The sequence below is a fragment of the Streptomyces sp. URMC 129 genome (genome assembly GCF_051386415.1).
In the GTDB taxonomy this organism is placed as follows: Bacteria; Actinomycetota; Actinomycetes; order Streptomycetales; family Streptomycetaceae; genus Streptomyces.
The window spans coordinates 38,484-57,441 of the sequence record NZ_JBPQTQ010000018.1 but is presented as its reverse complement, the minus strand read 5'-3'; the positions used below and the strand labels follow the sequence as shown (position 1 = coordinate 57,441).

Genomic DNA, 18,958 nt, shown 5'->3' with positions numbered 1-18,958 from the left:
CATCGTTCGACTTGCATGTGTTAAGCACGCCGCCAGCGTTCGTCCTGAGCCAGGATCAAACTCTCCGTGAATGCTCTCGAACAAACAAAGCACACTCACCGAGAATGATTCTCGCTGAACATGATCTTGCAAATAGTCTGGCATTGACTTTTGGCACGCTGTTGAGTTCTCAAGGAACGGACGCTTCCTTCAGACCCCTCTCAGGATCCCCCGGGCGCTTCCCTTCGCTGTGTCCACTACTTTAGAGGCCATCCCCGCCGAATTCCAAATCCGGCCCCGCGAACCCCATTCCCGGCAAGCGGAAACAGACCCTCACGGGCAGAAGCTTCGTTCATAGTGGGCGCCACACTCAGGTGGCGGGAGTGCTTCCACCTCCCCCGGGTTACCCGGCGGCTCAGTGGCAGCTCGGAGAACATTACGCCTCGGGGGAGGCAGCGTCAAGTCACGCCGCGACCGGGGCCTCGTCCTCGCGGTCGGCCGCCGCCATGTCGCCCGTCTCGCCGGCTGCCGCCGCGCGGCGGCCCAGCACGAAGACGTAGACGAGGAAGGCCAGTTCGGCCAGGACGCCGATCGCGATCCGGGCCCAGGTGGGCAGGCCGGAGGGGGTCACGAAGCCCTCGATCACGCCCGAGATCAGCAGCACCACCAGCAGTCCGATGGCCATGCCGATCGCCGCGCGGCCCTCCTGGGCCAGGGCGGCGGCGCGGCGGCGCGGGCCGGGGTCGATCACCGTCCAGCCCAGGCGGAGCCCGACGCCGGCCGCGACGAAGACGGCGGTCAGCTCCAGCAGGCCGTGCGGGAGAATCAGGCCGAGGAAGACGTCCAGGCGGCCCGCCGAGGCCATCAGTCCGACGCCGGTGGCCACGTTCACCGCGTTCTGCAGGAGGACCCACAGCACGGGCAGGCCGAGCAGGGCACCGAAGGCCAGGGACATGCCCGCCACCTGCAGGTTGTTCGTCCAGACCTGCGCCGAGAACGCCGCCGCCGGGCTGCTGGAGTAGTACGTCTCGTAGGCGCCGCCGGGGCGGGTCATCTCGCGGAGGTCGTCCGGCGCGGCCATCGTCGCGCGGACCTCGGGGCTCTCCGCGATCCACCAGCCCATCACCGCCACCACCGCCGTGAAGACCAGGGCTGTGGGCACCCACCAGTGCCGCGTGCGGTAGCAGGCGGCGGGGAATCCGGCGGTGAAGAACCCGACGGCGTCGCGCCACGTCGCCCTGCGGGTGCCGACCACGACGCTGCGCGCCCGGGCGACGAGGGTGGTCAGCCGCCCGGTCAGGACCGGATCGGGGGCGGCGGAGCGCATCAGCGACAGATGGGTGGCCGTGCGCTGGTAGAGCTGGACCAGCTCGTCCGTCTCGGCGCCGGTGAGACGGCGGGAGCGGCCCAGCAGCGACTCCAGCCGGTCCCACTCCGCCCGGTGCGCGGCGACGAAGACGTCGAGATCCATAGTCAGAGCTTCTCAGATGACAGTGTCAGACTGGCCGGATGAGTCAGGTGGTGACGGGCGACGCGGTCGTCCTCGGGCTGCAGCCGGCTCGTCTGCCGAGCCGGATCATGGCCGTCGCGCTGGATCTGGTGCTCTACGTCGGCGGTTATCTGCTGCTGTCCGTTCTCCTGGTGAGCACGGTCCTGCCGCTCGGCACGGCCGCCGCGGCGGCCGTGCAGGTGGCGCTGCTGGTGCTGATCCTGGTGGGCGCGCCGGTCGCGGTGGAGACGCTGAGCCGGGGCCGTTCGCTCGGGAAGCTGGTCTTCGGGCTGCGGGTGGTGCGGCGGGACGGCGGGCCCATCCGCTTCCGGCACGCGCTGGTGCGCGGGGTGGTCGGGTTCGTCGAGACGATGATCAGCGCGGGGGCCCTTCCGGTCATCGCCTCGCTGGTCTCGGCCGAGGGGCGGCGGCTGGGGGACGTCTTCGCCGGGACGCTGGTGGTGCGGGAGCGGATTCCGGGCAGCGGCCGGGCGGCCGGGCCGGTGCCGCCGCCGCCTGCGGCGCTGGCCGGGGAGTTCGCCGCTCTCGACCTGTCCCGGGTGCCGGACGGGCTGTGGCTCGCGGTGCGGCAGTACCTGGCGCGGATGGGCCAGTTGGATCAGCAGGTGGCGTGGTCGATGGCGGTGCGGCTGGCCGAGGACGTGGTCGGGCGGGTCGGCGCGCCGGCGCCGCCGGGGATGCATCCGGCCGCGTATCTGTCCGGGGTGGTCGCGGAGCGGCAGCGGCGGGAGGCGGAGCGGACGTTCGGCGCGCCGCCGCCTGGAATGCCACCGGGGATGCCGCCCGTGCCCCCGGTCGCTGCCCAGCCCTGGCCCGGGCCCGAGCCGCGGCCTGAGCAGCACCCGGGGCCACGGCCGGAGCGGAAGCCGGAGCCGGGGCCGGAGCGGAAGACCGGGTTCATTCCGCCGTCCTGAAGTCGGTGGGCGGCGTGTCCAGTTCCTCCAGCTCGACGCCGGGGGCGGCCAGCACGACGTCGCCCGCGAGGTGCACGGTGTGGCGCTCGCCGGTCTCCATGTCGTCGACCTGGTAGGCGTCCACGGTCAGCGTGCCCTCCCCGTCCCCCGCGGCGTGCACCTCGGTGGCGGTGAGGGCCCACGTCTCGTCGCGGGCGCGGGCGGCGAGCGTTCCCGGCGCGAAGTCGACCAGCCTGACGCGGGTGCCGCGGCCGGGGGCGGTGTCGGTGAGCCGGAGCAGGCGGGCGGTGGCGACCAGGAACGCCGGGGAGGCGCCGGTGAAGGCGCGGGCGGGCGCGTTGCCCTCCTGGGCCCGCTCGCCGGTGTCCTCGGCCATCCGGACCCAGGTCACGCCGTCGAGGGCGGCGCCGCGCACCCGCCAGCCGCCGGCGCGCAGTTCGAGGCGGATCGGGCGGCCGAGCCGGTCGAGGGTCAGGTCGAGCGCCCCGGCGGGCGATCCGGCCGGGGTGAAGGTGCGGGACACGTAGCGCCAGCCGCTGGGGCCGGGCGCGCACTGGAAGCGCTCCTCGCCGAGCGGTGTCCCGTCGTGCGGGTCGTGGAGGCTGTAGCGGCCGCGGGGCATGGGGTGCGTCGACATCGGGCGCGGGGTGCCCGGCCGCGGTGCGGCGCGGTCGGGCACCCCGGGGCAGCCCTCGTGCCGGTCAGTACCGGTAGTGCTCGGACTTGTACGGGCCCTCGACCGGGACGCCGATGTAGGCGGCCTGCTCCGGGCGGAGTTCGGTCAGCCGGGCGCCGAGGGCCTCCAGGTGGAGGCGGGCGACCTTCTCGTCCAGGTGCTTCGGGATCGTGTAGACGCCCGTGGGGTATTCGCTGGTCTTCGTGAACAGCTCGATCTGCGCGATCGTCTGGTTCGCGAAGCTGTTGGACATGACGAACGACGGGTGGCCGGTCGCGTTGCCCAGGTTCAGCAGACGGCCCTCGGACAGGACGATGATGGTGTGGCCGTCCGGGAAGGTCCAGGTGTGGACCTGCGGCTTGATCTCGTCCTTGACGACGCCGGGCAGCTTCGCGAGACCGGCCATGTCGATCTCGTTGTCGAAGTGGCCGATGTTGCCGACGATGGCCTGGTGCTTCATCCGGGCCATGTCGGAGGCCAGGATGATGTCCTTGTTGCCGGTGCAGGTGATGAAGATGTCGGCGGTCTCGACGACGTCCTCCAGCCGGGCCACCTGGTAGCCGTCCATCGCGGCCTGGAGGGCGCAGATGGGGTCGATCTCGGTGACGATCACGCGCGCGCCCTGGCCGCGCAGCGACTCGGCGCAGCCCTTGCCGACGTCGCCGTAGCCGCAGACGACCGCGACCTTGCCGCCGATCAGGACGTCGGTGGCGCGGTTGATGCCGTCGATGAGGGAGTGGCGGCAGCCGTATTTGTTGTCGAACTTCGACTTGGTGACCGCGTCGTTGACGTTGATGGCCGGGAAGAGGAGCGTCCCCTCCCGGAACATCTCGTACAGGCGGTGGACGCCGGTGGTGGTCTCCTCGGTCACGCCGCGGATCTCCGAGGCGAGCTGGGTCCACTTCCGCGGCGACTCGGCCAGCGTGCGGGTCAGGAGCTGGAGGATGACGGCGTGCTCGTCGCTCTCGGCGGTCGACACGTCCGGCACCCGGCCGTCCTTCTCGTACTCGACGCCCTTGTGGACGAGGAGCGTGGCGTCGCCGCCGTCGTCGAGGATCATGTTCGGGCCGCCGGTGGGGCTGTCCGGCCAGGTCAGGGCCTGCTCGGTGCACCACCAGTACTCTTCGAGCGTCTCGCCCTTCCAGGCGAAGACGGGGACGCCGGCGGCGGCGACCGCGGCGGCGGCGTGGTCCTGGGTGGAGAAGATGTTGCAGGACGCCCACCGGACCTGGGCGCCGAGGGCGACCAGGGTCTCGATCAGCACGGCCGTCTGGACGGTCATGTGCAGTGAGCCGGTGATGCGGGCGCCGGCCAGCGGCTGCGACGCGGCGTACTCCTCGCGGATCGCCATCAGGCCGGGCATCTCGTGCTCGGCGAGGGTGATCTCCTTCCGGCCGAACTCGGCCAGCGACAGATCGGCGACCTTGAAGTCCTGAGCGGCGGATGCGCTCGTTGTCATGACGGCTGCTCCTTACAGATCAGCGATGGCGGACACGATGCGACAGCGGGCGCGCCCTCGTTCGGCGGCGCGTCCGGAGCTTCGCAGTCCGTCGGAGGGCCTTCTTTCCCCTCGGCCGGGCCGGCGCGCGGGCCGCCCGACTGCCATCAGCAGCGACGTCGACTTCGCTGCCGAATCTACACCGGGTGCCGGGGGGACGCTCAAGACGCCCGGTGCGTCCCGGCCAGGGGGGCGCGTTCCGGGGACGCGTTCCTGGGACGCTTTCCGGGGGCGGGGCACGGGGGTTACAGCGCGACGGTGGCGCGGAAGAGGGTGCCGGCGCCTTCGGCCGTGACGCGTTCCCCGGCGCGCACGTACGCCGACTCGCCGCGGCCGAGGGTCAGTTCGGCGCCGGGCGTGCGCAGGGTGACGCGGCCGTCGGTGCAGAGCAGGATCTGGGCGGCGCGGTCGGGCAGCGGGCGGGGGGCGGAGCCGGGGGCGAGGACGTGGCGGGAGAGGCGGAACTCGTCGATCGGTGTCGCGTACACCTCCTCGCCGGTGCCGTCGCCGGGCGCGGCGGCGGGACGCAGGACGCCCGGGTCGCCGGCCTCGAACCGGACCACGCGCAGCAGTTCGGGCACGTCCACGTGCTTGGGGGTGAGGCCGCAGCGCAGCACGTTGTCGGAGTTGGCCATGATCTCGACGCCCAGGCCGCGCAGGTAGGCGTGCGGGACCCCGGCGCCCAGGAACAGGGCCTCGCCGGGTTCGAGACGGACCTGGTTGAGCAGCATCGCGGCGATCACGCCGGGGTCGCCGGGGAAGTGCCGCGCCAGGTCGGCGTACACGGCGTACGGGCCGCCGAGCCGGGCCGCGGCCTCGGCGGCCTCGGCGACGGTGCGGGCCATGGCCTCGGGGTCGGCAGTGAGGACGGCGGTGAGGACTTCGCGCAGCGCGTCGCCCTCGGGGTGGGCGCGCAGGGCGTCCGCGTACGGCTTGAGCGCGCCGACGCCGAGCTCTTCGAGCACGTCGGCGGCCTCGGTGGCGGGGCGGAAGCCGCACAGCCCGTCGAACGGGGTGAGGGCGCAGATGAGTTCGGGCTTGTGGTTGGCGTCCTTGTAGTTGCGCTCCGGCGCGTCCGGCGGCACCTCGCGCTCCTCCTCGGCGGCGTGGCCGGCGCGGGCCTGGGCGCGGTCGGGGTGGACCTGGAGGGAGAGCGGGATCTCGGCGGCGAGCAGCTTGAGGAGGAACGGCAGGCGCGGCCCGAACGCGGCGACGGCGGCGGCGCCCAGTTCGCGCTCGGGGTCGGCGGCGATGACGTCGGCGAGGGAGACGGGCCCGGCGCCGCGGTCGATGCGGGACGGCGCGCCGGGGTGGGCTCCCATCCACAGCTCGGCCTGCGGTTCGCCGGTGGGCTCGGTGCCGAGCAGCTCGGGGATGGCGGTGGCCGAACCCCAGGCGTAGGTGCGGACGGTGTTGTTCAGGCGGTCCATGCGCGCGGGTGCTTTCTGCGTCGGTCGGTGCGTACGGTGCGGGTGCGGTGGGTCCGTGGCCGCGGTGCCGCGGTGGCTACACGCGGGCCCCGGTGGCGAGCGCCAGGTAGACGGCGGTGAAGTCGAGCTGGGCGATCAGCTCGCCGGCGGTCGCCAGGGGGGCGCTGTCCTCGGTTGTCGGCAGCTCGCTGAACGCGACGCCCAGGTCGAACGCCAGGTCGCGGGCGGCTTCGGCCGCGCTCGCCGTGCCGTCGCCGTTCTCCGCGTGCGGGAGCCGGCCGCGCAGCAGGAGCACCCGCGCGTTGAGCGGCGACGGCTCGTCGACGCGGTCGCGGAAGAAGTCGTCCGGGTCGGCGCCGGGGCCGAGGGTGCCGTTGAGCAGCGCGCCGTGGGCGGTCAGGGCCTCGGGGAGCGCGGCGGTGAGGGCGGGGCAGCCGGGCAGGGCGTGCAGGGTGGCCACGGCGTGCCGGGCGGCGGCGCGCGCGAGCGGGCCCTCGGTCCACAGCAGCGGCAGGGTGGCGCCGAAGTCGGCGGCCAGCGCCTTGGCGGTGTTCTCGTGGGTCCGCACGGACGGGCCGCAGCGCTCCGCGACGGCGTCCAGCCGGTCGGCGAGGGCCTGGACCGCGGAGGGGCCCGCGTCGAAGAGGCCGAGCCGGTCGCCGAGCAGCAGCAGCGGGGTGAGCAGCGCCCAGGCCGGGCCGGGGGCGGCCGGGTGAGTGGTGGCCTCCTGGTGGGGCGCGGGCGTGAACGGGAGGGTGAGGTTGCGCCGGTGCTCGGTCACCTCGGCCAGCGGGGAGCCGGCGGCGGTGACCGTGACGACGGCGCAGCCGCGCCGGTAGGCGGCCTCCAGCAGGCGTGTGAGGCCGGGTTCGGTGCCCTCGGCGGAGGTGATGAGCAGCAGGTCCAGCGGGCCGGCCCAGCGCGGCAGCGGCCAGGTCAGCGCGCCCGGGGCGGCCAGGGGGCCGGTGGGCCGCAGGCGGGCGACACGGGTGCCGTCCTCGGTGAGCGCGCCCAGCAGCCCGGCCACGAGCGGGACTTCGGGCCCGGCGCCCGCGACGAGCAGTGTGCCGGGACGGCCCTCGGGCGAGATGCGGGCGAGCCCGGACTCCTCGGTGCCGCGGGCCGCGGTGCGGACGTGGGCCCCGGCGGCGGCGACGGCGCGGAGCAGGCCGTGCGGGTCGGCGCGGAGCAGCTCGTCCGGGGTGTCGAGCATCGATTCGTCGATCATGCGCGGTCCGATCGCCGACGGGGAGCCTCAGCCGGTCCGGCGGGCCTCGTCCTCCAGCAGGACGGGAACGCCGTCCCGCACGGGGTACGCCAGCCCGCAGCCCGCGCCGGTGCACACCAGCTCCTGGTCGTCCTCGCGCAGGGCGGCGTGGCACACCGGGCAGGCGAGGATCTCCAGCAGGGCGGCTTCGACGGGCGGCATGTGGCGTCCCTCCGCGGGTGAGTGGCTTACGCCGATCACCCTACCCGGAGGGACCCCACCCCGGCATCGCGAGGCGGCCGGTGCCCGGCCGGTGCCCGGGCCCGGTGCGCGGCCGGTGCTCAGGCGCGGACGATGCCGAGCACCTCGTCGCGGATCTTGTCGACGGTGGCGGCGTCCCGGGCCTCGATGTTGAGGCGCAGCAGCGGCTCGGTGTTGGAGGGCCTGAGGTTGAACCACCAGTCGGCCGCGGTGACCGTGAGGCCGTCCAGCTCGTCGAGGGTGACGCCGGGCCGGTCGGCGAAGGCGGCCTTGACCGCCGCCGCGCGCCCGGCCTGGTCCTCGACCCGGCTGTTGATCTCGCCGGAGGCCGCGTACCGGTCGTAGGCGGCGACGAGCCGGGACAGGGAGCCGTCCTGCTCGCCGAGGGCGGCGAGGACGTGCAGGGCGGCGAGCATGCCGGTGTCGGCGTTCCAGAAGTCGCGGAAGTAGTAGTGGGCGGAGTGCTCGCCGCCGAAGATGGCGCCGGTCCGGGCCATCTCGGCCTTGATGAACGAGTGGCCGACGCGGGTGCGGACGGGGGTGCCGCCGTGCTCCTTGACGACCTCGGGGACGGACCACGAGGTGATCAGGTTGTGGATGACGGCCGAGCCGGGCGCCTTGGCCAGCTCGCGGGCGGCGACCAGGGCGGTGATGGCGGAGGGCGGGACGGGCTCGCCGCGCTCGTCGACGACGAAGCAGCGGTCGGCGTCGCCGTCGAAGGCCAGGCCGAGGTCCGCGCCGGTGGCCTTCACGCGGGCCTGGAGGTCCACGATGTTGGCCGGGTCCAGCGGGTTGGCCTCGTGGTTCGGGAACGTGCCGTCCAGCTCGAAGTACATCGCGTCGAGGGCGATGGGCAGCCCCTCGAGCACGGTGGGGACGGTGTGCCCGCCCATGCCGTTGCCGGCGTCGACCACGACCCTCAGCGGGCGGATGCCGGTGAGGTCCACGAGCGTGCGCAGGTGGGCCGCGTAGTCCTTGAGGACGTCGCGCTGGGCCAGGCGGCCGGTCGTGGCGGCGGGGGCCGGGGCGCCCTCCTCCGACCAGCGCTCGACGAGGGCGCGGATCTCGGCGAGGCCGCTGTCCTGGCCGATGGGCTTGGCGCCCGCGCGGCACATCTTGATGCCGTTGTACTGGGCGGGGTTGTGGCTGGCGGTGAACATCGCGCCCGGCAGGTCCAGGGCGCCGCTGGCGTAGTACAGCTGGTCGGTGGAGCACAGGCCGATCTCGGTGACGTCCGCGCCGCGGGCGGCGGCGCCGCGGCCGAAGGCGCGGGCGAGACCGGGGGACGACGGGCGCATGTCGTGGCCGATGACGACCGCGGAAGCGCCGGTGGTCTCCGCGAACGCGGCACCGAAGAGCTCGGCCAGCCGCTCGTCCCACTGGTCCGGGACCACGCCGCGTACATCGTAGGCCTTCACAATCTGTGACAGATCCGGCACAGCTAACCCCTTGTCTGGGAGTCGATTGATGGGCGGGTGCTGTCGGGTGCGCGCGTCCTCAATGTACCGGGCAGCTTTATTGCTCCGGCGAGCGGAGGACCCGTAGGTGGGCCCGGCGGGCGACCTCCATGGGGTCGGCGCCCTCGGGCGGGCCCTCGGCTCTGGCCGTGCGGCCGGCCGGGGTGCGGGCCGCCTCGCGGACCGCGTCGGCCAGCGCCTCCAGGTCGTCGGCGCTGGGCCGGACCTGGCCGGGGTCGACGGCGAGCCGGACGACGTCCCAGCCGCGGGGGGCGGTCAGCCGCTCCGAGTGCTCGGCGCACAGGTCGTAGCAGTGCGGCTCGGCGTAGGTGGCGAGCGGGCCGAGGACGGCCGTGGAGTCCGCGTAGACATAGGTGAGCGTCGCCACGGCGGGGCGGGCGCACGCGGTGCGCGAACAGCGACGTACGGGGCTCACGATGTTGGACCGTACCGCACTCCTGAGCGGGCCGCGACGACTCCCACCGGCGTCACCCCACCGTGTCGAGCGGTGCGGTGGCGCGGGGTGACCCGTGTTCTCACCCCTGGCCCCGATGTCCTCTATGGTCAGAGGCGATGGACAAATCCAGCAGCGTCCCACCGGTCCCGTCCGGCCCGGCCGACCGTCACCGGCACCGGGACCGGCACGGTCGCGGCATGCGCGGACCCGTGGCGCCTCCGCAGGTGCCGCTGGCGATCAGCCGGGCGGACACCTTCGACTCCCTGGTGCACGACTCGGCGGAGCGGCTGCGGCGGCGGCTGCCCCAGCTCGCCGGTGTGGACTTCGGCGTGCAGGAGGTGCCCTGGCTGCCGCGCGCGGCCGGGCCGCCCGGCGCGGCGGACGTGGACGGGGTGCCGCTGGGCGGCGTGATCCGGGCCCGGGGCGGGCAGCCGGACCGGATCGTGGTCTACCGGCGGCCGGTGGAGCTGCGGGCGCGCGGCCGGGAGGAGTGCGCGCACCTCGTGCACGAGGTGGTCGTGGAGCAGGCGGCGGAGCTGCTGGGCCTCAGCCCGGAGTCCGTGGACCCGAAGTACGGCCAGGACTGACCGGGCTGAAGGGCCCCGCGCTCCGCCGCGGGACTTTCCTCAGTCCGTGAGGACCGACAGGTCCTGCTGGGTGTCCGGGACGGCGACCGTGGACCGGTCGTCGGGGAGCGTCTGGACGGTGAACGCCGTCGCGCCGTCCTCCTCGACGGTGAGGGTCCGCGACGCGTAGAGCGTGCCGCCGCCCATGTGCCGGATCGTCGCCGCGAACTGGCCCTCGGTGGAGCCGGGCAGCTCGGGCGTCAGGACCAGGGTGGTGCCCGCCTCCACCGTGTGCGTCTCGGTGACGGGCTCGCCGCCGTCGGTGCCCGCCGAGTACGTCACCTCGACCTCCACGGCCTCGTCGGGGGCGACCAGGGACAGGGCGGTGCCGTCGGCGGTGTTGCCGGAGACGCTGGCGCGCCGCTCGACCGGGGCGGTCGCCGGGATGAACGCCATCTCCTGCTCGTCGCCCTCGCCCGTGGTGACGAGCAGGGCGGCGGCGACCGTTCCGGTGCCCGAGCCGGGGTCGGGGGTCAGGACGAGGGAGCCGGGCTCGCCGTGGGTGAGGTTCTCCAGGTCGACAGCGGTGAGGCTGCCCGCGTGGACGGACACCGTCTCGTGGCCGGCCGGGGTGATCGTGCCGCCGGGGCCGGCCAGGGTGACGTCGAGGGAGATGTCCTCCTCGCCCGGCGCGAAGGCGACCAGCCGCACGGATCGCGCGTCGGCCGGGATGCCGGGCAGGACGAGGCGGCCGGAGGGGGCGCCGGAGGGCGGCAGCCAGTCGGCCCCGAGGCCCTCGTCCACGGCCTCGACGAGGGCGCCGATGCGGCCGGTGCGGGCGGTGACGTGGACGGCGAGGTCGTCCTGCGGCTCGCTGTTCAGCGTGGAGAGGCGGATCGGGACGGAGGAGCCGGGGGGCACGGTGATGCCCTGGCCCGCGTCCGTCTCCAGCCTGCCGTCGGGGCCGTAGAGGTCGATGTCGACCACGGTGGCGGCCTCGTCGGGGTTGGTGATGTGGACGTAGTCGGCGCGGCTGCCGGCGGTGCTGGCGCCGGCGAACCAGAACTCGGTGTCCGGTGTCTGGCAGGAGGTGCCGAGCAGGCCCCGCCCGGGGCCGGACAGGATGCTGGTGGTCTGCTGCACAGTCCAGCCGGGGGCGAGGCCCTGCTCGGCGGTGCCGGTCAGGGCGGGCGCCTCGGCGTCGCGCACGCGGGCCGAGACGGGGAGACCGGGCTCGGTGAGCGGGACGACCGGCTCGGCGTCCTCGGCGTCCTGGGCCCCCTCCGCCTGCTCCGCCTCCTGGTCCTCCTCGGCGGCGTCCCCCTCGGCGCCGGGGGCGTACTCGGGGGCGGGCAGCAGGGCGGCGCTGTCGCCGCCCTCCTCGCCGCCGGCCGGGGCGTCGGCGGCCGGGGTGTACGCGGTGTACCAGGTGGTGGCGGACTCGGCGGCGGTGGGCCGGGGGCAGGTGAGCGCGGTGCGCTCGACGGGGCGCGGGCTCTGCTGCTCCAGCGTCTCCCGCCGGGTGCTCTCGTCGTCGGGGCGCAGCGAGGCGAAGCCCGTGACGGCGGCGAGCGCGGCGACGGCGGCGAGCAGGGAGGTGGTGGTGCGGTTCACTGCTGGTTGCTCCCGTCCCCGTGGTCGGCCGGGTAGTCGTACGGCGCGACGTAGCTCTGGTCGTACCCCTGGTCGTCCCAGCCGCCGTAGGGCTGCTCCGGGATGGGCTGGGGGCCGGGGTAGTAGCCCGCGGGGTCCTGGTAGGGGCCCGGGTAACCCGGGTAGGGCTGCTGGGTCTGGGCCACGGGCTCGGGCTCGGGCCGCTGCTCCGGCGCGTACGGCGGCGGGACGCCCGGCTGCTCGTCGGGGGACGCCGGGGTGGCGGGCGCGGCGGCTCCGGCGGCGGCCTGCCTGCGGGCGCGGCGGCCCTGCGGCGCCTGGTCGGCCGGCGGCTCCTCGGGCAGGTCGTCGTCCAGCTCGCGGCGGCGGCCCGGCAGGGCGAGCACGCCGAGGACGAGCAGGCCCAGGCCCTGGCACCAGACCCACAGGGTGTGTCCGGCGGAGGTGTCGTACACGACGTCCAGCCGCCCGCCGCCCGCGGGCAGTTCGAAGCCCTGGGCCCAGCCGTCGACGGTGACCGGTGTCAGCGGCTCGCCGTTCAGCGTCGCCTGCCAGCCGGAGGAGGCGGCGTCGGCCAGCCGCAGCGTGCGGCCGGCCGGTCCGTCCGGCAGCTCGGTGTGGACCTCGACCGCGCCCGCCGGGACGGGCACGGGCTCGGCGCCCGCGCCCTCCTCCTCGGCGGGCGTGATCATGACGCGGGAGACCTCGCGGTCCACCCGCCACAGGGCGCTGCCGTCCTCCTGGCTGAGGCGCTGGAGGCCGGGGGTGGTGTCGAGCACGCGGTGCAGCTCGCGCGGGGTGCCGTCCTGGACCAGTACGTACCGCACGGCGTAGCCCGCGAGGACGGCGGTCTGGTCGGCGCCGGAGCCGGCGACCAGGTCGCCCACGGCCTCGCTGAGCGCGGAGTCCTCCCCGATCAGCCGGGCCAGGTCGGCGTCGCCGAGCCGGGCGCCCGAGCCGCGCACGAGCGTGTACGTGACGCGGTCGGCGGGGCCGTCGGAGCTGTCGCCCCGGCCGGCGAGGACCAGCGTGCGGGCCTGGTCGCGGGTGGTGCTCTCCTCGGCGACGAACGCGGGGACCTGCTCGGGCTCGCCCCGCTCCAGCGGGCCGTCCGCGCCGCCGAGGATCCAGCCCGCGGCGACGAGCAGCGGCCCGGCCGCGGCGGCGCCCGCGACGGCGACGGCGACGGGCTGGCGCCAGCCGAAGCTCTGGGCGGCGACCCGGTACCGCGCGCCGTCGGCGCCGAGCACGGCGGCGCTCAGCAGCGCGATCCCGTAGACGAGGGTGGCGGGGCCGGCCCAGCCGTCGCCGTCGGACCAGACGGCGAAGACCAGGGCGACCAGGGCGGCGGTCCAGGCGGTGGTGATGGCCAGCCGCCGCTCCTTGCGCAGCAGCGCGCCGAGGGCGGCCAGCAGCAGGCCGCCGAGCAGCCAGGTGCCCGGGGTGCCGGGGCCGCCGGGGTTGATGTTGAGGAGCTGGAACGGGCTGGCCTGGCCCGTCTGGAAGCGGAGCCCGACCTCGTGCAGGAAGTCCGAGGGGCTCAGCAGCACCGACCAGGACCAGGGGCCGAGCAGGACGAACGGGGTGGCCAGCACCGCGCCGAGCCGGGCCGCCCTGGCCTTGCGCAGGTCGGCGTCGGCGGACAGCGGCAGGGCGACGGCGCAGACGGCGAGCACGGCGGCGAGCGGCCAGGCGACCGGTGTGAACGCGGTGCCCGTGGTGAGCAGCAGCGCGCAGGCCCACACGGCGCGCCAGGAGCCGCGGCCGTCGGGGGTGGTGAGCCCGGCGGCGGCGACGGCGGCGCGGGCGAGCGGGGGCAGCAGCACCGCCAGCACCGCGGTCCCGATCCGGCCTCCGGCGAGCGCGCCGGTGACGGCGGGCAGGAAGGCGTAGGCGACGCTCGCCCAGGCGCGCAGCAGGCGGGACATCAGCAGCGGCCGGGACGAGAAGTACGCGCTGGCGCCGGCCAGCGGCACGCAGGCGACCAGCAGCAGGGTCATGGCCGGTCCGGTGTCGCCCAGCAGCACGGAGGCGAGCAGGGCGAGCAGGCCGAGGTAGGGCGGAGCGGATTCGGTGCCGCCGGTGCCCACGGGCTGCCAGGTGCTCAGGTACCGGTCCCACAGCGCGCCGGCGTCGCCGGGCACGGGCAGCAGGGCGCCGCCGGTGAGGACGCCGCCGCTGATGAGGTCGCGGCAGGCCAGCAGGGAGGCCAGGAGGAGCGCGAGGAAGAGCATGGGACCCGGTCGGCGGGCCAGGCGCCGGACGCGGGCGAACTGCTCGACCTCCAGGGAGTCGGCGTCGTCGTCGGTCGGCCCGGACTCGACGGCGCCGCCGTGCCGGCCGCCGGACGCGGTGGCGGGCTCGGTGCGGCGGGCGAGGCTGCCCGCGGCCTGCTCGACGGTGGCCCGGACGGTGGCGAGCGGGGGCGGGAAGAGGGGCCGCAGGTCCTTGGGGTCGGTGGCGGCGTCGGCGGTGCGCCTGCGGCGGCGCCGGGCGGCGACGACGAGGCCGGGCCGCAGCAGGGTGGCGAGCAGTCCCGCGGTCTCGTCGAGGGCGCGGCCGGGCAGCTTGCCGACGAGGTAGGCCAGGACGCGCAGCAGGGTGCCGAGGACGAGGCGGAACAGGATCCAGGGCAGCGCGCGGGCGCGGGCGTTGACGAGCAGGGTGTAGGAGGCGGCGGCCTTGTCGACGCGGTGCGGGCTGCCGCCGAGCCGTCCGGCGCAGTCGATGGAGCGGCGCTCGCGCGAGGACGCCTCGGCGTGCCGGAAGACGGCGGCGGGGGCGATGAGGACGCGGTGCCCGGCGGCCTGGGCGCGCCAGCACAGGTCGACGTCGTCGCGCATGAGGGGCAGCCTGCGGTCGAAGCCGCCGAGCCGGTCGAAGACGTCGCGCCGGACCAGCATCCCGGCGGTGGAGACGGACAGGACGGGCCGGACCTGGTCGTGCTGGCCCTGGTCCTGCTCGCGGCGGTCGAGGCCGGTCCAGCGGCGCCCGCTGCTGGCGATGGAGACGCCGACTTCGAGGAGCTGCCTGCGGTCGTACCAGCCGCGCTGCTTGGCGCCGACGATGACGGCCGAGGGGCTGGCGTCGGCCTGCCGCAGCAGCTCGGCGAGGGCGCCGGGCTCGGGGGCGGCGTCGTCGTGGAGGAGCCACAGCCAGTGGACGGGCTCCCCGAAGGGCAGCTCGGGCAGGTCGTAGGTGCTGGTGTCCCACGTGCGGGTGACCGGGTCCCAGGCGCTGGGGCGCCTGAGGTAGGGAAGGTCGTCGGGGGTGAGCACGGGCGCGGTGCGGGCGGCCTCCGCGACGGCGGCGCCGAAGCCGGTGCGGCGCGCCAGGTGCAGCACCCGGTCCGGGCCGAACGCCTCGGTGAGCAGCGTGGCGGAGGAGTCGGCGCTTCCGGTGTCGGCGGCGATGACGTCCTGCACCGGCCGGTCCTGTCCGAGGAGGCCGGTCAGGACGTCGGGGAGCCAGCGTTCACCGTCGTGCGAGACGAGCACGGCGGTGACGACGTGCCGGGGGAATTCGGGATGGGCGGCCTGGTGCGACGCCGCCTGCTGGCTGTGCACGGACATCGAGGTGCTGGCCCCGGTTCGCTGGACGGTGTGGACGCTGCCGCGCTGCGCCGGCGGCGGAACGTCTCGGACGAGCCACACACTAGCGGCTGGGACCGTCGGGGCCCTCCGGGTCGACGCCGGATCGGTCAGCCGCGATCAGACGGCGGCCTTCTTCAGGCGGCGACGCTCACGTTCGGACAATCCACCCCAGATTCCGAAACGTTCATCGTTCGCGAGGGCGTATTCAAGACATTCGGAGCGGACCTCGCAGGCGAGGCACACCTTCTTGGCCTCGCGTGTGGATCCGCCCTTCTCGGGGAAGAACGACTCGGGGTCGGTCTGGGCGCACAGCGCGCGCTCCTGCCAGCCGAGCTCTTCGTCCGCCTGGTCGACCAGCAGTTGTTGGAACAGCTCGGTCATATGCGCGCCCCTCGTCGTCTTTGCTTCCCCGTGATGCCGTCGTTATCGATACCGCTCGAACGACATGAGTGAAATTACAAGTGGGGCGCTCTGCGGCAGTCAAGCCACGATCTGCTATTCACCCGATGATTCACCCTGTGGCACCACAGCCATACAGAAAGTGTTCAAATCGCCACAAAGCATGCTCGCTCGCGCGACGTCGATCCGCACAATCCGGTCGTTCTCCTCCCACTTGAGGTCCCGTCCGTAAGGGAGAGACGAACCGGGGACCGAATGCGTTGCGGATCGCGTGCGGCAGCGACGTGGATCACAGCCGGATCACGGAAGCGCAACGGCGCCCGGGGGCATGGATGATGCGGCATCTGTCCTCGTCCGGCGGTGCATAAACCTTTCCCCGGCGGCCGGACCGGAAGGGATGAAACAATGCCCCGGACAGCGCGCGAGGTTGACAAGCGCGCGCCCCTGCCGCTCCCCTGGGGCATCCCTCCACGACCGATCGATGGCGACACCACACCTCATGGACAACGACAACGAAATCGCCGGCGACCCGCTGGCGATCCCGCATCTGCTGCCCCCCGCTCCCGAGCACCCGTCCACCGTCGCGCAGTTCGCCGCCCTGGCGACCGCGATCGCGGGTGACCGCGCGTGTTGGGCGCCCCTGGTGCGGTACGACGCGGTCAGCCGCTGGTACCACCGGCTGCGGACCGGTCCCGGGTACGAGGTGTGGCTGCTGAGCTGGGTGCCGGGACAGGGCAGCGGGCGGCACGACCACGGCGGCTCCAACGGCCTGTACACGGTGCTGGCGGGCGCGCTCACCGAGCACGCCGACGGCCGCGGCAGCCGGGTGCTCACGCCGGGCTCGCTGCGGGTGTTCGCGCCGGGGTACGTCCACGAGGTGGTGAACGCCTCCCTGGACCCCGCCGTCAGCCTGCACGTGTACTTCCCCGGCCTCACCGACATGCGCATGTACGCGCGCCCGCATGCCGAACCCGTGCCGCGCGATGTCCTCACCTGCTGACAGACTGGCGGGCATGCGACGCTTCGTGGTTCTGTCCGGCGGTATCGGCGGCGCGCGCTTCCTGCGCGGTCTGCGGCGCGCCGCCCCGGACGCGGAGATCACCGTCATCGGCAACACCGGTGACGACATCCATCTCTTCGGCCTCAAGGTCTGCCCCGACCTCGACACCGTGATGTACACCCTCGGCGGCGGCATCCACGAGGCGCAGGGCTGGGGCCGCGCGGACGAGACGTTCACCGTCAAGGAGGAGCTGGCCGCGTACGGCGTCGGGCCCGAGTGGTTCGGACTGGGCGACCGGGACTTCGCCACCCACATCGTCCGCACCCAGATGATCGCCGCCGGGTATCCGCTGAGCGCGGTGACCGAGGCGCTGTGCAAGCGCTGGGAGCCGGGCGTGCGGCTGCTGCCGATGACGGACGACCGCGTGGAGACCCACGTGCTGATCGACGACGGCGACGGCGGCCGGAAGGCGGTGCACTTCCAGGAGTACTGGGTGCGGCTGCGGGCCGCGGTGCCCGCGCACGCGGTGATCCCGGTCGGCGCCGAGCAGGCCGCGCCGGCGCCCGGCGTGCTGGAGGCGCTGGCGGCGGCGGACGTGATCCTCTTCCCGCCGTCGAACCCGGTGGTGAGCGTGGGCACGATCCTGTCCGTGCCCGGGATAAGGGAGGGCATCGCGAACGCCGGGGTGCCGGTCGTCGGCCTCTCCCCCATCATCGGCGACGCCCCGGTGCGGGGCATGGCCGACAAGGTGCTGGCCGCCGTGGGCGTGCCCGCGACCGCCGCCGCCGTGGCCCAGCACTACGGCTCCGGGCTGCTGGACGGCTGGCTGGTGGACACCGTGGACACGGAGGCGGTCAAGGTGGTGGAGGCCGACGGCATCCGCTGCCGGGCCGTGCCCCTGCTGATGACGGACGCCGACGCCGCCGCCGCGATGGCGCGGGAGGCACTGGCGCTCGCGGAGGAGGTCAGAACCGCGTGACGGAGACGACGGGCACGACGACCAGCACGACGGCGGGCGGGCCGGAGGCGGCGGAGGCCGCCGGGGCGACGCCGTCCTACCGGGTGTGGGCCGTGCCGGGCATACCGGAGGTGGCGCCGGGCGACGACCTCGCTCAGATCGTCGCGGACCGCGCCTGCGCGGCCGGGCTGCCGGGACTGCGGGACGGCGACATCGTCGTCGTCACCTCGAAGATCGTGAGCAAGGCCGAGGGCCGGGTGCGGCGGGCCGACGACCGCGAGGCCGCGATCGACGAGGAGACCGTCCGGGTCGTCGCGCGGCGCGGGCGGGCCCGGATCGTGGAGTCCCGGCACGGGTTCGTGATGGCGGCGGCCGGGGTGGACGCCTCCAACACCCCCGCCGGGACCGTGCTGTTGCTGCCGGAGGACCCGGACGCCTCGGCGGAGCGGATCCGGCGGGGCCTGCGGGCGCTGCGCTCCGTGGACGTCGGCGTGATCATCACCGACACGTTCGGGCGGCCCTGGCGCGAGGGGCAGACCGATGTGGCGATCGGCGCGGCCGGGGTCTCGGTCCTGGACGATCTGCGCGGCGGGACCGACACCTTCGGCAAGCAGTTCGACGTCACCGTCACCGCCGTGGCCGACGAGCTGGCGGGCGCCGCCGAGCTGGTCAAGGGCAAGACGGCCGGGCTGCCGGTGGCGGTGGTCCGGGGCCTGGGCCACCGCGTCGGCGACGGCGCGGCCGGCGGGGGCGCGCGGGACCTGATCCGCGACCCGGCGCTGGACATGTTCCGGCTGGGCACCTCGGAGGCGGTGCGCGAGGCCGTCACGCAGCGCAGGACGGTCCGGGAGTTCACCGCGGACCCGGTGGACCCGGCGGCGGTGCGGCGGGCCGTGGCCGCCGCCGTGACCGCTCCGGCGCCGCACCACACCACGCCGTGGCGGTTCGTGCTGCTGGAGTCCGCGCGGGCGCGGACGCGGCTGCTGGACGTGATGCGGGACGCGTGGATCGCGGACCTGCGGCGCGACGGGAAGACCGAGGAGAGCATCGCCAAGCGCGTGCGCCGGGGCGACGTGCTGCGGAACGCGCCGTATCTGGTGGTGCCCTGCATGGTGATGGAGGGCTCGCACACCTACCCGGACGAGCGGCGGAACGCGGCGGAACGCGAGATGTTCGTCGTCGCGGCGGGCGCCGGGGTGCAGAACCTGCTGGTGGCCCTGGCCGGTGAGGGGCTCGGCTCGGCGTGGGTGTCGTCCACGATGTTCTGCCGGGACGCGGTGCGCGCGGAGCTGGGCCTGCCGGAGAGCTGGGACCCGATGGGCGCGGTGGCCGTGGGCCGGGCGGCGGCGCCCCCGAGGCCGAGGCCGCCGCGCGCCGCCGACGCGTTCATCACGGTGCGCTAGCCGGAATCGTGCGCCGGGGGGAACCGGCCACCGGCG

At 74.7% G+C, this 18,958-nt stretch carries 16 protein-coding genes and 1 rRNA gene; 5 read left to right on the top strand and 12 right to left on the bottom strand.

From position 1 onward, the window contains the following. Together ACSNOC_RS06230 and ACSNOC_RS06225 are read right to left on the bottom strand one after the other, a co-directional pair. Positions 1 to 71 (bottom strand): 16S ribosomal RNA (locus tag ACSNOC_RS06230); the annotation flags it as partial. A gap of 371 nt (positions 72 to 442) precedes the next feature. Continuing rightward, complete coding sequence (locus ACSNOC_RS06225) at positions 443 to 1,450, bottom strand: stage II sporulation protein M (protein WP_436746232.1); 1,008 nt, start codon at positions 1,448 to 1,450, stop codon at positions 443 to 445. A 38-nt stretch (positions 1,451 to 1,488) separates the two neighbouring features. Between ACSNOC_RS06225 and ACSNOC_RS06220 the strand changes: the two genes are divergently transcribed. Continuing rightward, positions 1,489 to 2,403, top strand: a complete 915-nt coding sequence (locus ACSNOC_RS06220) for an RDD family protein (protein WP_436746231.1) — start codon at positions 1,489 to 1,491, stop codon at positions 2,401 to 2,403. Here ACSNOC_RS06220 and ACSNOC_RS06215 read toward each other — a convergent pair. The 7 genes from ACSNOC_RS06215 to ACSNOC_RS06185 form a co-directional block, all read right to left on the bottom strand. After that, positions 2,387 to 3,025 carry a hypothetical protein gene (locus tag ACSNOC_RS06215; RefSeq protein ID WP_436746238.1) on the bottom strand — a complete coding sequence of 213 codons (639 nt, stop codon included), beginning with the start codon at positions 3,023 to 3,025 and terminating at the stop codon, positions 2,387 to 2,389. The two genes, ACSNOC_RS06220 and ACSNOC_RS06215, sit on opposite strands and share 17 nt — an antisense overlap. A gap of 79 nt (positions 3,026 to 3,104) precedes the next feature. Then, the gene (gene ahcY / locus ACSNOC_RS06210) at positions 3,105 to 4,538 is read right to left on the bottom strand and encodes an adenosylhomocysteinase (protein ID WP_436746230.1); all 1,434 of its coding nucleotides are present in this window, start codon (positions 4,536 to 4,538) and stop codon (positions 3,105 to 3,107) included. Between the two features lie 284 nt (positions 4,539 to 4,822). Then, on the bottom strand, positions 4,823 to 6,007 hold the full coding sequence (gene manA / locus ACSNOC_RS06205; protein ID WP_436746229.1) for a mannose-6-phosphate isomerase, class I: 1,185 nt from the start codon (positions 6,005 to 6,007) through the stop codon (positions 4,823 to 4,825). A gap of 76 nt (positions 6,008 to 6,083) precedes the next feature. Continuing rightward, positions 6,084 to 7,235: an SIS domain-containing protein gene (locus ACSNOC_RS06200; protein WP_436746228.1), complete on the bottom strand. Its 1,152-nt coding sequence runs from the start codon at positions 7,233 to 7,235 to the stop codon at positions 6,084 to 6,086. Positions 7,236 to 7,262: 27 nt separating this feature from the next. Further along, positions 7,263 to 7,436, bottom strand: coding sequence for a Trm112 family protein (locus tag ACSNOC_RS06195; protein WP_436746227.1), 174 nt, complete (start codon positions 7,434 to 7,436; stop codon positions 7,263 to 7,265). A 119-nt stretch (positions 7,437 to 7,555) separates the two neighbouring features. After that, on the bottom strand, positions 7,556 to 8,914 hold the full coding sequence (locus tag ACSNOC_RS06190) for a phosphomannomutase/phosphoglucomutase (protein ID WP_436746226.1): 1,359 nt from the start codon (positions 8,912 to 8,914) through the stop codon (positions 7,556 to 7,558). Between the two features lie 76 nt (positions 8,915 to 8,990). Then, on the bottom strand, positions 8,991 to 9,371 hold the full coding sequence (locus tag ACSNOC_RS06185; protein ID WP_436746237.1) for a DUF3499 domain-containing protein: 381 nt from the start codon (positions 9,369 to 9,371) through the stop codon (positions 8,991 to 8,993). A 215-nt stretch (positions 9,372 to 9,586) separates the two neighbouring features. Between ACSNOC_RS06185 and ACSNOC_RS06180 the strand changes: the two genes are divergently transcribed. Continuing rightward, the gene (locus ACSNOC_RS06180) at positions 9,587 to 9,976 is read left to right on the top strand and encodes a metallopeptidase family protein (protein ID WP_436746225.1); all 390 of its coding nucleotides are present in this window, start codon (positions 9,587 to 9,589) and stop codon (positions 9,974 to 9,976) included. Positions 9,977 to 10,015: 39 nt separating this feature from the next. Here the strand turns inward: ACSNOC_RS06180 and ACSNOC_RS06175 are convergent, their stop codons facing one another. The 3 genes from ACSNOC_RS06175 to ACSNOC_RS06165 all read right to left on the bottom strand — a co-directional run bounded on the left by ACSNOC_RS06175 (position 10,016) and on the right by ACSNOC_RS06165 (position 15,543). Continuing rightward, positions 10,016 to 11,569 (bottom strand): DUF5719 family protein, encoded by a 1,554-nt coding sequence (locus ACSNOC_RS06175; RefSeq protein ID WP_436746224.1) that lies wholly within the window; start codon positions 11,567 to 11,569, stop codon positions 10,016 to 10,018. Further along, complete coding sequence (locus ACSNOC_RS06170) at positions 11,566 to 15,141, bottom strand: glycosyltransferase (RefSeq protein ID WP_436746223.1); 3,576 nt, start codon at positions 15,139 to 15,141, stop codon at positions 11,566 to 11,568. Before ACSNOC_RS06170 ends, ACSNOC_RS06175 begins: the two co-directional genes overlap by 4 nt. A 138-nt stretch (positions 15,142 to 15,279) precedes the next feature. Continuing rightward, positions 15,280 to 15,543 carry a WhiB family transcriptional regulator gene (locus ACSNOC_RS06165; RefSeq protein ID WP_049578918.1) on the bottom strand — a complete coding sequence of 88 codons (264 nt, stop codon included), beginning with the start codon at positions 15,541 to 15,543 and terminating at the stop codon, positions 15,280 to 15,282. 517 nt (positions 15,544 to 16,060) lie between these two features. Between ACSNOC_RS06165 and ACSNOC_RS06160 the strand changes: the two genes are divergently transcribed. From ACSNOC_RS06160 to ACSNOC_RS06150, 3 genes are read left to right on the top strand one after another with little or no spacing between them, the layout of a single operon-like run. Continuing rightward, complete coding sequence (locus tag ACSNOC_RS06160; RefSeq protein WP_436746236.1) at positions 16,061 to 16,561, top strand: cysteine dioxygenase; 501 nt, start codon at positions 16,061 to 16,063, stop codon at positions 16,559 to 16,561. 13 nt (positions 16,562 to 16,574) lie between these two features. Beyond that, positions 16,575 to 17,540: a 2-phospho-L-lactate transferase gene (gene cofD / locus ACSNOC_RS06155; RefSeq protein WP_436746222.1), complete on the top strand. Its 966-nt coding sequence runs from the start codon at positions 16,575 to 16,577 to the stop codon at positions 17,538 to 17,540. Then, positions 17,537 to 18,922 (top strand): coenzyme F420-0:L-glutamate ligase, encoded by a 1,386-nt coding sequence (locus ACSNOC_RS06150; protein WP_436746221.1) that lies wholly within the window; start codon positions 17,537 to 17,539, stop codon positions 18,920 to 18,922. Before cofD ends, ACSNOC_RS06150 begins: the two co-directional genes overlap by 4 nt. Positions 18,923 to 18,958: the final 36 nt, after the last annotated feature.

What these genes read in the sequence shown, in the direction of transcription:
- ACSNOC_RS06225 (WP_436746232.1), bottom strand. Translation starts at nt 1,450, where the DNA reads ATGGATCTCGACGTCTTCGTCGCCGCGCACCGGGCGGAGTGGGACCGG.
- ACSNOC_RS06220 (WP_436746231.1), top strand. Translation starts at nt 1,489, where the DNA reads ATGAGTCAGGTGGTGACGGGCGACGCGGTCGTCCTCGGGCTGCAGCCG.
- ACSNOC_RS06215 (WP_436746238.1), bottom strand. Translation starts at nt 3,025, where the DNA reads ATGCCCCGCGGCCGCTACAGCCTCCACGACCCGCACGACGGGACACCG.
- ahcY (WP_436746230.1), bottom strand. Translation starts at nt 4,538, where the DNA reads ATGACAACGAGCGCATCCGCCGCTCAGGACTTCAAGGTCGCCGATCTG.
- manA (WP_436746229.1), bottom strand. Translation starts at nt 6,007, where the DNA reads ATGGACCGCCTGAACAACACCGTCCGCACCTACGCCTGGGGTTCGGCC.
- ACSNOC_RS06200 (WP_436746228.1), bottom strand. Translation starts at nt 7,235, where the DNA reads ATGATCGACGAATCGATGCTCGACACCCCGGACGAGCTGCTCCGCGCC.
- ACSNOC_RS06195 (WP_436746227.1), bottom strand. Translation starts at nt 7,436, where the DNA reads ATGCCGCCCGTCGAAGCCGCCCTGCTGGAGATCCTCGCCTGCCCGGTG.
- ACSNOC_RS06180 (WP_436746225.1), top strand. Translation starts at nt 9,587, where the DNA reads ATGCGCGGACCCGTGGCGCCTCCGCAGGTGCCGCTGGCGATCAGCCGG.
- ACSNOC_RS06170 (WP_436746223.1), bottom strand. Translation starts at nt 15,141, where the DNA reads ATGTCCGTGCACAGCCAGCAGGCGGCGTCGCACCAGGCCGCCCATCCC.
- ACSNOC_RS06165 (WP_049578918.1), bottom strand. Translation starts at nt 15,543, where the DNA reads ATGACCGAGCTGTTCCAACAACTGCTGGTCGACCAGGCGGACGAAGAG.
- ACSNOC_RS06160 (WP_436746236.1), top strand. Translation starts at nt 16,061, where the DNA reads ATGGACAACGACAACGAAATCGCCGGCGACCCGCTGGCGATCCCGCAT.
- cofD (WP_436746222.1), top strand. Translation starts at nt 16,575, where the DNA reads ATGCGACGCTTCGTGGTTCTGTCCGGCGGTATCGGCGGCGCGCGCTTC.